This window comes from Oceanobacillus phoenicis, assembly GCF_047238145.1.
Taxonomy (GTDB): domain Bacteria; phylum Bacillota; class Bacilli; order Bacillales; family Amphibacillaceae; genus Oceanobacillus.
This window is the reverse complement of record NZ_JBDFME010000001.1, coordinates 2,916,182-2,930,569: the sequence shown is the minus strand read 5'-3', so window position 1 is coordinate 2,930,569 and position 14,388 is coordinate 2,916,182. Positions and strand designations below refer to the sequence as shown.

12 protein-coding genes are annotated in these 14,388 nt (G+C 36.5%); all 12 read left to right on the top strand.

Translation table 11 applies throughout. The features are described 5' to 3' along the window. Positions 1 to 191: 191 nt before the first annotated feature. The 12 genes from ABC346_RS14665 to pnp all read left to right on the top strand — a co-directional run bounded on the left by ABC346_RS14665 (position 192) and on the right by pnp (position 14,356). Positions 192 to 4,478, top strand: coding sequence for a PolC-type DNA polymerase III (locus ABC346_RS14665; protein WP_413235546.1), 4,287 nt, complete (start codon positions 192 to 194; stop codon positions 4,476 to 4,478). 294 nt (positions 4,479 to 4,772) lie between these two features. After that, positions 4,773 to 5,243: a ribosome maturation factor RimP gene (rimP, locus tag ABC346_RS14660; protein WP_413235545.1), complete on the top strand. Its 471-nt coding sequence runs from the start codon at positions 4,773 to 4,775 to the stop codon at positions 5,241 to 5,243. Between the two features lie 20 nt (positions 5,244 to 5,263). Continuing rightward, the gene (gene nusA, locus ABC346_RS14655; RefSeq protein ID WP_413235544.1) at positions 5,264 to 6,358 is read left to right on the top strand and encodes a transcription termination factor NusA; all 1,095 of its coding nucleotides are present in this window, start codon (positions 5,264 to 5,266) and stop codon (positions 6,356 to 6,358) included. 14 nt (positions 6,359 to 6,372) lie between these two features. Continuing rightward, positions 6,373 to 6,654, top strand: coding sequence for an RNase P modulator RnpM (rnpM, locus tag ABC346_RS14650; RefSeq protein WP_413235543.1), 282 nt, complete (start codon positions 6,373 to 6,375; stop codon positions 6,652 to 6,654). Beyond that, positions 6,644 to 6,946 (top strand): YlxQ family RNA-binding protein, encoded by a 303-nt coding sequence (locus ABC346_RS14645; protein WP_413235542.1) that lies wholly within the window; start codon positions 6,644 to 6,646, stop codon positions 6,944 to 6,946. Before rnpM ends, ABC346_RS14645 begins: the two co-directional genes overlap by 11 nt. 16 nt (positions 6,947 to 6,962) lie before the next feature. After that, positions 6,963 to 9,056 carry a translation initiation factor IF-2 gene (gene infB / locus ABC346_RS14640; RefSeq protein WP_413235541.1) on the top strand — a complete coding sequence of 698 codons (2,094 nt, stop codon included), beginning with the start codon at positions 6,963 to 6,965 and terminating at the stop codon, positions 9,054 to 9,056. Continuing rightward, the gene (locus ABC346_RS14635; RefSeq protein ID WP_413235540.1) at positions 9,053 to 9,331 is read left to right on the top strand and encodes a DUF503 domain-containing protein; all 279 of its coding nucleotides are present in this window, start codon (positions 9,053 to 9,055) and stop codon (positions 9,329 to 9,331) included. Before infB ends, ABC346_RS14635 begins: the two co-directional genes overlap by 4 nt. A 26-nt stretch (positions 9,332 to 9,357) precedes the next feature. Continuing rightward, positions 9,358 to 9,699 (top strand): 30S ribosome-binding factor RbfA, encoded by a 342-nt coding sequence (gene rbfA, locus ABC346_RS14630; protein ID WP_413235539.1) that lies wholly within the window; start codon positions 9,358 to 9,360, stop codon positions 9,697 to 9,699. An 87-nt stretch (positions 9,700 to 9,786) separates the two neighbouring features. Continuing rightward, entirely contained in the window at positions 9,787 to 10,698 is a 912-nt protein-coding gene (gene truB / locus ABC346_RS14625; RefSeq protein ID WP_413235538.1) for a tRNA pseudouridine(55) synthase TruB, read from the top strand. Positions 10,699 to 10,708: 10 nt separating this feature from the next. After that, a complete protein-coding gene (locus ABC346_RS14620) occupies positions 10,709 to 11,650 on the top strand; it encodes a bifunctional riboflavin kinase/FAD synthetase (RefSeq protein ID WP_413235537.1) in 942 nt (313 codons plus the stop codon). 124 nt (positions 11,651 to 11,774) lie between these two features. Further along, complete coding sequence (rpsO, locus tag ABC346_RS14615; RefSeq protein ID WP_011066003.1) at positions 11,775 to 12,044, top strand: 30S ribosomal protein S15; 270 nt, start codon at positions 11,775 to 11,777, stop codon at positions 12,042 to 12,044. A gap of 194 nt (positions 12,045 to 12,238) precedes the next feature. Next, on the top strand, positions 12,239 to 14,356 hold the full coding sequence (pnp, locus tag ABC346_RS14610; RefSeq protein WP_413235536.1) for a polyribonucleotide nucleotidyltransferase: 2,118 nt from the start codon (positions 12,239 to 12,241) through the stop codon (positions 14,354 to 14,356). Positions 14,357 to 14,388 lie beyond the last annotated feature (32 nt).

Genomic DNA, 14,388 nt, shown 5'->3' with positions numbered 1-14,388 from the left:
TTAGGAAGAAGGATGGCGGACCACGTAAAGTGATAAGCAAACGAAGTTCATCTGTATTCCGTTGGATAAGAGAAGTATATTTCTGAAGCGATTTTCAACCCCGGTCAGTGGAATTTATCTTTTGATTAAATACTTTTGTCTCAACCTCTTCCTTTTTGATTGATCTTATTTAGCATAGAGGAGGGTAAGAAGTGGACATTTCAAAGAAGGAAAAACTGAAATTATTACTAGAGCAAATTCAGATGCCAGAGAAAGAAATCGAGGCACATTTTTCTGATTCATACTTGGAAAAAGTCGAAGTACATAAAGCTGAGAAGAAATGGCATTTTTATATAAATATAGATCATGTACTCCCTTTTCAAACTTATCAATTGTTCCATCGTTCACTTAAAGATTCTTTTGCATCCATCGCAGAAGTTAGTTTAACGTTGTCTGCTGAAAATAAGCATTGTCCGGAAGGCGATATACAAATATATTGGAAGCATTTTATTGCACAAACCTCTTTGTCTCCTGCTTACCGTGATTTAGTATTGGATCAAGCTCCTGAAGTTTCCAATAATAAGATTATGTTAACTGCCCGAAACGAAGCGGAAGCATCAGCTTTGAAGAAAAGGCTCGAAGCTAAATTTCATCAGTTTTGTTTATCGATTGGAAGTTTACCGTACACACTTGAGGTTGAAGTGAAAACGAACACGCAAGCAATGCAAGAATTTCGAGATAAAAAAGCATTGGAAGATCAACAGTTAGTCATGAAGACTGTTCAAGAAAAAGAGAAAAGAGACAAAGATAAGTCTATTTCAGATCAGCAACCATTAGCAATTGGTTATAAGATTCAAGATGAACCAATTACTATGGATCAAATCATGGACGAAGAACGACGTATAACTGTTCAAGGATATGTATTTGATGCAGAAGTGCGAGAATTGCGTTCTGGAAGAAGCCTACTCATTATTAAAGCAACAGATTATACAGATTCAATTCAAATAAAAATGTTCTCCAAAGGTGATGAAGATGTAGCTAAATTTGCATCTGTGAAAAAAGGTATGTGGGTAAAAGCAAGGGGAAGTATTCAAACTGATATGTATACGAATGAACTAGCTATGATGGCCAAAGACATTCATGAAATTCATGTATCACAACGAATGGATGAAGCTGCAGAAGAAAATAAGCGAGTTGAGCTTCATACACATACAACGATGAGTCAGATGGATGCAGTCGTTTCTCCGGAAGCTTTAGTAGAACAGGCTGCAAAATGGGGACATAAAGCAATTGCTATAACAGATCATGCCGGCGTACAAGGGTTTCCCGATGCGTATAATGCAGGGGAAAAGCATGGTATCAAAGTACTTTATGGTGTGGAAGCAAATTTAGTCGATGATGGTGTACCAATTGCTTATAATGAAGCGGATCGAAATCTATATGAAGATACGTTTGTTGTATTTGATGTAGAGACAACCGGCCTTTCTGCTGTTTATGATACGATTATTGAATTAGCTGCGGTTAAAATTAAAGGCGGAGAAATTGTTGATCGGTTTGAGTCATTTGCAAATCCGCATCATGCCTTGTCACAGACTACTATAGATTTAACGGGTATTACGGACGATATGGTAAATGATGCTCCGGAAGTGGCCGATGTTCTTAAGGATTTTCACACATGGATGGGCAACGATATACTAGTAGCACATAATGCTAGCTTTGATATGGGGTTTCTAAATCAAGGATTCCAAAGAATTGATTATGAGAAAGCCTCTAATCCGGTAATTGATACATTAGAATTAGCTCGATTTTTATTGCCTGAATTACGTAATCATCGTTTAAATACGCTTTGTAAGCATCTTGATATAGAATTAACACAACACCACCGAGCAATTTATGATGCAGAAGCCACTGGATATTTACTTTGGAAATTAGTTCAACGTTTAGTAGAAAAAGAAATTAGCAATCATTTAGAATTGAATAATCATATGGGTGAAAACAATGCATATCAACGTTCAAGACCATTCCATTGTACATTACTTGCACAAACAGAAGAAGGATTAAAGAACTTATATAAATTAGTATCTAGAGCTCATATTGATTTCTTCTACCGTGTACCGAGATTACCACGTTCTGTATTGCAAAAACATCGTGATGGAATTTTAGTTGGAACAGCTTGCGATAAAGGCGAAGTATTTGAGACCATGATGCAAAAATCAGAGGAAGAAGCGGAGCAAGTCGCAGATTTCTATGATTATATTGAAGTACAACCACCTGAGAACTATACACATCTAATAGAAAAAGATTTAGTTCAAAATGAATCGCAAATATTAGATATTTTACGGAAGCTTGTTAACCTCGGAGATAAAATGAAAAAAACCGTAGTGGCTACTGGTAATGTACACTATTTAGATAATCATGATAAACAGTATCGCCAAATTTTAATAGGTTCTCAGGCAGGAAATCCGTTAAGTCGTCATAAGTTACCAGATACGCCATTCCGTACGACGAACGAAATGATTACATGTTTTCACTTCTTAGGTGAGAAAAAAGCAAATGAAATTGTTGTTGGTAATAGTCAACAACTAGCAGATTCGATTGATGATATTTCACCGGTGAAAGATGGTTTGTTTACGCCAAATATTGAAGGCGCGGAACAAGAGATGCGTGATCTATGCTATAACAAGGCAAAAGAAATATATGGAGATCCTATTCCGCAAATTGTTGTTGACCGTCTAGAAAAAGAACTTGAAAGTATCATTGGTAATGGGTTTGCGGTTATCTATCTCATCTCTCAAAAACTTGTAAAGAAATCTTTAGATGACGGATATCTTGTGGGATCACGTGGTTCAGTGGGTTCCTCGTTTGTAGCAACCATGACGGAAATTACAGAAGTAAATCCATTGGTACCACATTATGTTTGTAAAGACTGTCACTACCATGAATTCTTTACGGATGGTTCTGTTGCTAGTGGATTTGATTTACCAGATAAAGATTGTCCAGAATGTGGGAAAGCCTTAACGAAAGACGGACAAGATATTCCATTTGAAACATTTTTAGGGTTTAAAGGAGACAAAGTTCCTGATATTGATTTGAATTTCTCTGGGGATTACCAACCTCGTGCACATAATTACACGAAAGAATTGTTTGGTATTGATAATGTATATCGTGCTGGAACGATTGGAACCGTAGCTGAAAAAACGGCTTATGGATATGTAAAGGGATACGCTTCTGATAATCAGTTTGTTTATAAGAATGCAGAAGTAGATCGACTCGTACAAGGGTGTACAGGAGTAAAAAGAACGACTGGACAGCATCCTGGAGGAATTATTGTTGTTCCTTCTGATAAAGAAATATATGATTTTACACCAATTCAGTTCCCAGCAGATGATCGCAATAGTGAATGGAGAACGACCCACTTTGATTTCCATTCCATTCATGATAACTTGTTGAAACTTGATATACTTGGGCACGATGATCCTACGGTGATTCGTATGTTACAAGATTTAAGCGGTATGGATCCAAAAAATATACCAACCGATGATGAAGAAGTAATGAAAATCTTTTCTGGAACAGAGTCATTAGGTGTAACACCGGAACAAATTAATTGTAAAACGGGCACATTAGGAGTACCAGAATTTGGTACTAAATTCGTTAGACAAATGTTAGAAGATACGAAGCCCAAAACTTTTGCAGAGCTACTTATTATTTCTGGATTGTCTCATGGTACAGATGTATGGCTTGGAAATGCTCAAGAGTTGATTAATGATGGTATCTGCCAATTACCAGATGTAATTGGATGTCGTGACGATATTATGGTTTATTTAATGCATAAAGGGTTAGAACCATCGATGGCATTTACTATAATGGAATTCGTTCGAAAAGGAAAAGGGCTTAAAGACGAGTGGATTGACGAGATGAAGAAACATGATGTACCAGATTGGTATATCGAATCTTGTAAAAAGATTAAATACATGTTCCCGAAAGCTCACGCGGCTGCATATGTGTTAATGGCCGTTCGAATTGCTTATTTCAAAGTTCATTATCCTATTCTATTCTACGCTGCATATTTTACAGTACGTGCAGATGATTTTGAACTTGATACGATGATAAAAGGTTCTGAAGCAATTCGTAAGCGAATAGAGGAAATTACTGTAAAAGGAAATGACGCATCACCAAAAGAAAAAAATCTACTTACAGTACTAGAAATTTCATTAGAAATGTGTGAACGAGGATTTTCTTTTAAGAAAGTTGATTTATATCAATCTAGTGCTACTGACTTCATTGTTGACGAAAATAGTTTGTTACCTCCGTTTAATGCCGTGGATGGATTAGGAACGAACGCAGCAATAAATATAGTGAAAGCCAGAGAAGAAGGGGAATTCTTATCTAAGGAAGATTTAAGAGAACGTAGTAAAATCTCGAAAACTGTATTGGAATACTTGGATAACCACGGTTGCTTAGAAGGAATGGAAGATAAAAATCAGTTATCGTTATTCTAATACGTGTTATATAGCATAGTTTTTATAAAAATGGACATCCTATAAATAGATGTAGACTTACATTAACAAATCGTTCTATTACACAAGTACTAGAGCCATTTGCAATGGTAAGATAACTATGCTATACTATTTTTTGGAAAGAACGTTGGATACGTACGGTTTTAAAGAGTGGGTGAATCGCCCACTCTTTATTCTTACCCATTTCCATGAAGAGTTTAGCTCCCCCTAGCCGAAACATCTGGCAGGGGTTTTATATTGAATGAATTTAAGTCGGAAGTTAAGGAGGATGAAAGTATGAGTTCTCACGTAGTTTCTTTAACGGAAGAGTTGGTTACTCCAATTTTAGAAGAGAAAAATTTAGAGTTAGTAGACATTGAATATGTAAAAGAAGGAAAGAATTGGTTTCTACGTGTCTATATAGATAAAGAGGGCGGCATTGACATCATGGAATGCGGAGAGGTTTCAGAACTTTTGAGTGAGAAGCTTGATGAGTCAGATCCAATTACAGAAGCATATTTCTTAGAAGTGTCTTCTCCAGGAGTAGAGCGTCCGCTCAAGAATAAAGAAGACTTTGACTCCAGTATTGGGAAAAATATCTTTGTGAAATTATATGAGCCTATTGATGGAAGTAAAGAGTATGAAGGTACATTACAATCCTTTGATGGAGAAATTGTAACAATGGAATATAAAGTGAAAACACGTAAGAAGCAAGTAGAGATACCTTATAACAAAATTGCCAAAGCAAGAATTGCTGTTACGTTTTAATAAAAGGGGGAAAAGTAAAAGTGAGCATGCAGTTATTTGATGCGATTGAGAATTTAGCAAAAGAAAAGGGAATTGATAAGGATATCTTAATGGAGGCCTTAGAAGCCGCTTTAATCTCAGCGTACAAGAAAAATTTCAAATCTGCTTCCAATGTCCGAGTAGAGTTGAATGAAGAAACCGGAAAAATGGCAGTTTATGCACGTAAAACAGTGGTGGATGAATTAGAAGATGTACAACAAGAAATTTCTTTAGATGAAGCGAAGAAGATTGATCCAAACTATGAAATTGATGATGTTATCGAAGTAGAGGTAACACCGAAAGATTTTGGTCGTATTGCTGCACAAGCTGCAAAACAAGTTGTGACACAACGAGTTCGAGAAGCAGAAAGAGGCGTGATTTTCTCTGAATACGTTGATCGAGAAGAAGATGTGATGACAGGTATAATTCAGAGAAAGGATCCGCGTTTTGTATATGTTAATTTAGGGAAAATTGAAGCAAAACTGGCTGAATCTGAGCAAATGCCTACAGAAGAATACCATGTGCACGATCGTTTGAAAGTATTTGTTACAAAAGTAGAAAATACTAGTAAGGGTCCACAAATATTCATTTCTAGATCACATCCTGGTTTATTAAAACGACTATTTGAAATGGAAGTTCCAGAAATATATGACGGAACTGTAGAGATTAAATCTGTAGCCCGTGAAGCAGGTGATCGATCTAAAATTTCTGTATATGCAGCAGATCCTGAAATTGACCCAGTTGGTTCTTGTGTTGGACAGCGAGGACAACGAGTTCAGACAATTGTAACAGAACTAAAAGGTGAAAAAATAGACATCGTGCAATGGTCTGAGGATCCAGTAGAATATGTATCTAATGCGTTAAGTCCTTCCAAAGTAATCAAAGTTTCAGTGAACGAAGAAGAAAAATCAACGACAGTTGTAGTTCCAGATTACCAGTTATCCCTAGCAATTGGTAAAAGAGGTCAAAATGCCAGATTGGCAGCTAAATTGACAGGGTGGAAAATAGATATAAAAAGTGAATCCGAAGCTAGAGAAGAAGGATTGCTCGATGAAGAAGGATCCTATTCTGACAATGAAAGCGACTTGTTTGAATAAGGAGGTAAATGTCATTGGTTAAAAAGAAGAAGGTTCCGGAACGTAAATGTATAGTCACCAATGAAATGAGACCGAAGAAAGAATTAATACGTGTTGTTCGAAATAAGGAAGGGGAAGTCTTCGTCGATCCATCTGGTAAGAAAAATGGTAGAGGGGCGTATCTTTCCAAAGATAAAGAAGTAATTGAACAGGCAAAACAAACAAATGTACTGAATCGAACTTTTAATACTGAGGTTGATGCATCTCTTTACGAAGATTTATTACAAGTAGTAGAAGGCACATATCATGAATCCTAGTTATCTAAGCATCCTTGGACTCGCAGTACGTGCACGTAAATGTGCTTTTGGCGAAGAGACAATCTTAAAGGAAGTTCGTTCCAACCGTGCAAAATTGGTCTTATTAGCAAGTGATATTGGACCACAAACGAAAAAAAAGATAACGGACAAATGTAAATACTATCAAATTCCGTTTCGATTTGTAGATGATCGTGATACTATTTCACATTCAATCGGAAAGACCCATAGAGTAGCTGTTGCTATTTTAGATGCAGGCTTTGCAAAAAAGCTAATATCTCTTATTGGGGAATAAATTCGGGGGTGAACGTATGAGTAAAATACGTATATATGAATATGCAAAACAAAATAATATAGCAAGTAAAGAAGTTATCAACTTCTTAAAAACTCAAGGTATAGAGGTATCAAATCATATGTCAGCAATTTCTGATGATGTTGTCAAAAAGCTAGATAATAAATTTAAGGCAAAACCAGAGAAAGCTGTACAAGAACAAAAGCCGAATCAACCAAGCAATCAACAACAAAAGAAACAAAAACCTAATCAGAATAAGCAAAAGAATCAATTCAACTCAAATAAGAATAAAAACAAGAAACAAAAAGGGCCAAAGAAAAATCAACAGCAAGAGAAACCAGCTGCTAAACCAGCAGAAACTCCAGAGAAAATAACTTATCATGGTACACTAACTGTACAAGATTTAGCTGAAAAGCTTAATAAAGAACCTGCTGAACTGATTAAAAAGCTAATGTTCCTTGGTGTAATGGCTACAAAAAACCAAGACATCGATGATGATGCAATCGAGTTGATTTGTGGTGAGTATGAGGTAGAGGTTGAAAAAGAAATCATACTAGAAGATACAGATTTAGATAAATATATTGAAGAAGATGCTGAGGCAGATTTACAAGAACGCCCTGCGGTTGTGACAATAATGGGACACGTAGACCACGGGAAAACGACGTTGTTGGATTCGATTCGTCATACAAAAGTTACAGCAGGTGAAGCAGGTGGAATTACACAGCATATTGGTGCATATCAAGTTGAAAACGATGGTAAAAAGATTACTTTCTTAGATACACCTGGACACGCTGCGTTTACGAGTATGCGATCTCGAGGTGCACAAATTACCGATATTGCTATCCTAGTTGTTGCTGCAGATGATGGTGTTATGCCTCAAACTGTAGAAGCAATTAACCATGCTAAAGCAGCTGAAGTTCCAATTATTGTTGCTGTCAATAAAATGGATAAAGAAGGAGCAAATCCTGATCGTGTCATGCAAGAACTAACAGAGCATGAATTAATTCCTGAAGATTGGGGCGGTAACACGATTTTTGTGAACCTTTCTGCGATTAAAAATGAAGGTATCGACGATTTATTAGAAATGATTCTGCTTGTGTCAGAAGTGGAAGAATTAAAAGCGAATCCGAATGCAAAAGCGTTTGGAAGTGTTATCGATGCTCAATTAGATAAAGGTAGAGGTTCTGTTGCAACGTTACTTGTTCAAAATGGTACACTTCGCGTGGGAGATCCATTAGTTGTAGGAAGTACTTTTGGTAAAGTACGTGCTATGGTAAATGATTTGGGTCAACGTGTTACCGAAGTAGGTCCATCTGCACCAGTTGAAATCACAGGTTTACATGGTGTTCCACAAGCAGGCGACCAATTTCTTGTCTTTAAAGATGAGAAAAAAGCACGTCAAATCGGTGAAGCACGTGAACAAAAACAAATTGACGCAAATCGCGGAACACAATCTACTGTTAGCTTAGACGATTTATTTGAGCAAATTAAGCAAGGTGAAATGAAAGAATTAAATATAATTGTTAAAGCAGATGTTCAAGGATCTGTTGAAGCTCTTGCTGCATCTTTACAAAAAATTGAAGTAGAAGGCGTTAACGTTAAGATCATTCACACAGGTGTAGGTGCAATTACGGAATCAGATATTATTCTTGCTTCGGCATCTAAAGCGATTGTTATCGGATTTAATGTTTGTCCAGATGTTAATGCGAAAAATGCAGCAGAGTCAGAAAAAGTAGATCTACGCCTTCACCGTGTTATCTACAATGCAATTGAAGAAATTGAATCTGCAATGAAAGGATTACTTGATCCTGAATATGAGGAAAAAGTAATTGGTCAAGCAGAAGTACGCGAAACCTTTAAAGTTTCCAAAATTGGTACCATCGCTGGAAGCTATGTAACAGATGGGAAAATTACTAGAGATGCTGGCGTACGATTAATTCGTGACGGAGTTGTATTATTTGAGGGTGAACTTCAAGCTCTTAAACGATTTAAAGACGATGTGAAAGAAGTTCAAACAAACTACGAATGTGGTATAACTATCTCTAATTTCAATGATATTAAAGAAGGGGATATTATCGAAGCATTTGTTATGGAAGAAATTGAACGTAAATGATTGTCTGCGCAGAAATAGAATGTATGCTGTATGATGGTCATTCCTTAAAGGATAAACGTTCTATTATTAAGAAGGTAATATCTAAACTTCGTCAGACGTCCAATGTATCTGTTACAGAATTAGATTTTCATGATTTATGGCAGCGTACCAAGTTTGGAATCGTAACGATTTCTACTGACTATGTGCAAGCCGAGAAAATCATTCAACATGCGATTGGTCAAATTGATTCGTTTTCAGAGTTAGAGAGAACAATTACAAATGTGGAAAGATTATAAACCACGTACGTACAGAGGTGATAGATATGGCAGAGTTAAGAGCTCATCGAGTCGCAGAGCAAATGAAAAAAGAACTTGGTGAAATTCTCTCTAGAAAAATTAAAGATCCACGTGTTGGATTTGTAACCGTAACTGATGTGGAGGTTACTGGTGACCTTCAACAGGCAAAAGTGTATATTTCTGTTCTTGGTGATGAGAAGAAGAAACAAGATACACTTTTAGGTCTTTCAAAAGCAAAAGGATTTATCCGTTCTGAAATTGGTAATCGAATTCGTTTAAGAAAAACACCAGAACTAACATTTGATTTTGATGAAGCATTAGAACAAGGGAATCGTATCGAAACAATTCTTAGAGACTTAAATAAGTAAATTAGAATCTGATCCAGCCCTTAGCGTTGGGTCAGATTTTTTATACGTGGTAAAATCCTAATAGCAATAAAGAAGGGAGACTTTCCAATGAATGGTATTCTTCCGTTATGGAAACCAAAAGGACTAACGTCACATGACTGTGTGATGCGTTGTCGTCGATATTTTAAGACTAAAAAGGTGGGACATACAGGAACACTGGATCCGGAAGTGGAAGGTGTATTACCTATATGTATTGGACAAGCTACAAAAATTGTTCCATTCTTGACAGATACGAAGAAAGTATATGAAGCTACAGTCCAACTAGGAAGTTCAACAGAGACAGAGGATGCGACAGGAGAAATAGTAGAAAAAAAGGAAGTATCTAACTTCCCTACTAAAGAGAAAATACAAGAAATACTGCAAACTTTTTTAGGACGAACGAAGCAAATCCCACCAATGTATTCTGCTGTAAAGGTAAATGGAAAAAAATTATATGAGTATGCTAGAGCGAACGAAACAGTGGAAAGACCTGTGCGTGAAATTGAAGTTTTTGAATTAACACTTACAAGTATAGATGAGAAAAATCATTCGTTTGACATCCGTATTGTTTGTTCTAAAGGTACCTATATACGTACGTTATGTGTAGATATAGGAAAAGCATTGGGATATCCAGCACATATGTCTTTACTTGTTCGAACAAAGACAGGGGCATTTTCTGAGAAAAATACCATAACTTTTGATATGATAGAAGAAGCCGTTTCCAATCAATCCGAGGAAAGTCTACTGGTTCCAATAATAAACGGTTTGCAACACTTGGATCAGATAGAAGTAAGTGAAGATATGAAACAAAGGATTTTAAATGGTCAGAAACTACCATTACAGAAAAATTCCCGTCCCAAGACAGATCCATTTGTATTTGTCCACGAAGAAAATGTACTAGCTATTTATCAATCTCACCCAACCATAGTAGATCAGATAAAACCAGTTCGTGTATTTGCAATTGAAGATAAAAAAGTGTAGGTGAAGAAGTTTGAGGACAATAGAGTTAACATATCCACATAGCTTGCATATGGAAGAATTACCAGAAACCGTAAGTGCAATTGGATTTTTTGATGGTATTCATCAAGGTCATCAAAAAGTAATTACAACCGCAGTACGAGAAGCCGAGAAAACAGGAATGGATAGTGCAGTGATTACATTCCATCCACATCCATCCGTAGTGTTAAAAAAAGATACTAAACAAGTTCAATATATTACTACATTGAAAGAAAAACAAGATGTTCTTCAAGAACTTGGTGTAGATCGTCTTTATATCATTACTTTTAATGATCAGTTATCCAAGCTAAGTCCACAAGAATTTATTGATCATTTTATCGTGGGATTACATATAAAACATCTTGTTGCAGGGTTTGACTATTCATTCGGTCATAAAGGAAAAGGGAATATGAATAATATTTCAGATTACTCCAATGAAAGATTTACTTGGCAGCAAATAGACCAGGTTTCTTTAGATGAAGAGAAAGTAAGCTCAACACGAATCCGTCAAGAATTAAAAGAAGGTAATGTAGATAAAGTACATCAATTATTAAATAGGCCGTATCAATCAACTGGGATGGTAATTAGAGGAGCGCAACGTGGAAGGGAGCTTGGTTATCCTACAGCAAATATTGATGTTCCCAATGATTCACTTCTTCCACGCCAAGGTATTTACGCTGTATATGTCTGGGTGAAAAATCAACGGTATGAAGGTATGGCGAATATTGGTACTAACCCTACTTTTACAGAAAATAGGCAAGATGTATCTGTTGAGGTGTATATTTTTGATTACTCCAATGATTTATATGGAGAAGAACTAATTATTGAATGGCTGGATTATGTTCGTCCAGAAAAGAAATTCGATACGGTTGAAGCATTAATTGATCGAATGAAACAAGACGAACAGGAAATTCGATTGTATTTAACAAAAGAATAATTAACTTACTTGATTTTTTTCGTCATAAGCTGTATGCTTATATTCGTACAACCGTCGCTTGGCATAACGTAACTCCGACGTATGCTAGGGGACTGGGGATCAAGAATTTTAGGAGGTGTGCCATATGGCAATCACACAGGAACGTAAGAATGAAATTATTAGCGAGTACAAGGTTCACGAAACGGATACTGGTTCTCCAGAAGTACAGATCGCTGTACTAACGGAAGAAATTACTTCTTTAAATGAACATTTACGTGTTCATAAAAAAGATCACCATTCTCGTCGCGGTCTTTTAAAGATGGTTGGTAAACGTCGTAACCTATTAACGTACCTACGTAACAAAGACGTTACTCGTTACCGTGAATTAATTAAAAAACTTGGCTTACGTCGATAATTTTAAAAAAGCAGGAGAGATCCTGCTTTTTCTATTACCCAAAATTGTTGTTACATATGATTCTGAGATTGATTCCTATTTATGGATAGTTTATGCTATAAAAAGAGAATGTTTTTAGATGTAACACCGAATTACATTTGAATATAGGATTGCTACAGATAAATTGTCGTAGCATGAAAGGAGAACTAGAAATAATGGCAGAAGAAAAACAACTATTCTCCACAGAAATTTCCGGGAAGAAATTTACCGTTGAAGTTGGAGAATTAGCAAAGCAAGCAAATGGTGCTTGTATGATTCATTATGGCGATACATCTGTCTTATCCGTAGCAACTGCTTCCAGTGAACCAAAGGATCTTCCTTTCTTTCCACTAACAGTAAACTACGAAGAACGACTATATGCAGTAGGTAAAATACCAGGAGGTTTTATAAAGCGAGAAGGGCGTCCTAGTGAAAAAGCGATCCTTTCATCACGTTTAATAGACCGACCTATCCGTCCGTTGTTCCCAGATGGTTTCCGAAATGAAGTGCAAGTAATTAGTACGGTAATGAGTGTGGATCAAGATTGCCCTTCTGAAATTGCTGCTATGATTGGCTCTTCAATCGCACTTGGAGTATCTGATATTCCATTTGAACAACCAATCGCTGGTGTGAATGTCGGACGAGTAGACGGTGAATTTATTATAAACCCAACAATTGAGCAAGAAGCAAAAAGTGATATTGAATTAACCGTCGCTGGTACAAAAGATGCGATTAACATGGTAGAAGCAGGGGCAAATGAAGTTCCAGAAGATATTATGTTAGAAGCAATTATGTTTGGCCATGAAGAAATTAAGCGCTTAGTAGCTTTCCAAGAAGAAGTTGTTAAGGCTTGCGGAAAAGAGAAATTTGAAGTTAAATTATCTGAGTCTGAAGAAGAACTAGTTGCTAATGTTCATACAGAAGCAAAAGATAAGATTGTAACTGCAATTCAGGTACAGGAAAAACATGCGCGCGATGAAGCGATTAAGCAAGCAAAAGAGGAAATTGTTGCTCATTATGAAGAGCAAGAAGTCGAAGAAGATGTAATCAAACAAGTAAAATCAATTTTAGATAGTATGGTAAAAGAAGAAGTCCGTCGATTAATTACAAAAGAAAAAATCAGACCTGACGGAAGAAAAGTAGATGAAATTCGACCGCTATCTTCAAGAATACACGTATTGCCACGTACACATGGTTCTGGACTATTTACACGTGGACAAACACAGGCACTTAGTGTGTGTACACTTGGAGCACTTGGTGATGTGCAAATTTTAGACGGTTTAGACTTAGAAGAGTCAAAAAGATTTATGCATCATTACAATTTCCCGCAGTATAGTGTCGGTGAAACAGGCCCTATTCGTGGACCGGGTCGTCGTGAGATTGGTCATGGAGCACTAGGGGAACGCGCTTTGGAAAAAGTAATTCCAGATGATAAGGAATTCCCTTACACAATTCGACTTGTATCAGAAGTTTTAGAATCGAATGGTTCAACATCACAAGCAAGTATTTGTGCTAGTACATTAGCAATGATGGATGCTGGAGTACCGATTAAAGCGCCAGTTGCAGGAATTGCAATGGGACTAGTTAAATCAGGTGATGATTATACGATTCTAACGGATATTCAAGGTATGGAAGATGCACTAGGAGATATGGACTTTAAAGTAGCTGGAACTGCTAAAGGTGTAACTGCTTTACAAATGGATATTAAGATTGATGGATTATCTCGTGATATCTTAGAAGAAGCACTTTCTCAAGCGAAAAAAGGTCGTATGCAAATTCTAGAATCGATGTTAGCGACAATTAAAGAACCGAAAGATGAACTATCAGAGTTTGCACCGAAAATCTTAACAATGGCAATTGATCCAGATAAGATCCGTGATGTTATTGGACCAAGCGGAAAACAAATCAATCAAATTATTGATGAAACTGGTGTTAAAATTGACATTGAACAAGATGGTAGTATCTTTATCTCCTCAACAGACAATGAAATGAACAAAAAGGCAAAACAAATTATTGAAGATCTTGTACGTGAAGTGGAAGTAGGACAGATCTATCTTGGTAAAGTAAAACGTATCGAGAAATTTGGAGCTTTCGTAGAATTGTTTAAAGGTAAAGATGGTCTCGTTCACATTTCAGAGCTTGCAGAAGAACGCACGAACAAAGTGGAAGATGTTGTCTCCATTGGTGATCAGATTATGGTTAAAGTTAAAGAAATTGATCGTCAAGGACGTGTGAATTTATCTAGAAAAGCAGTTATTCAAGACGAGAAGAAAGCAAAAGAACAAGCAAAATAATCTTTATAAGGCGATAAAAAGAAGCTGAACCA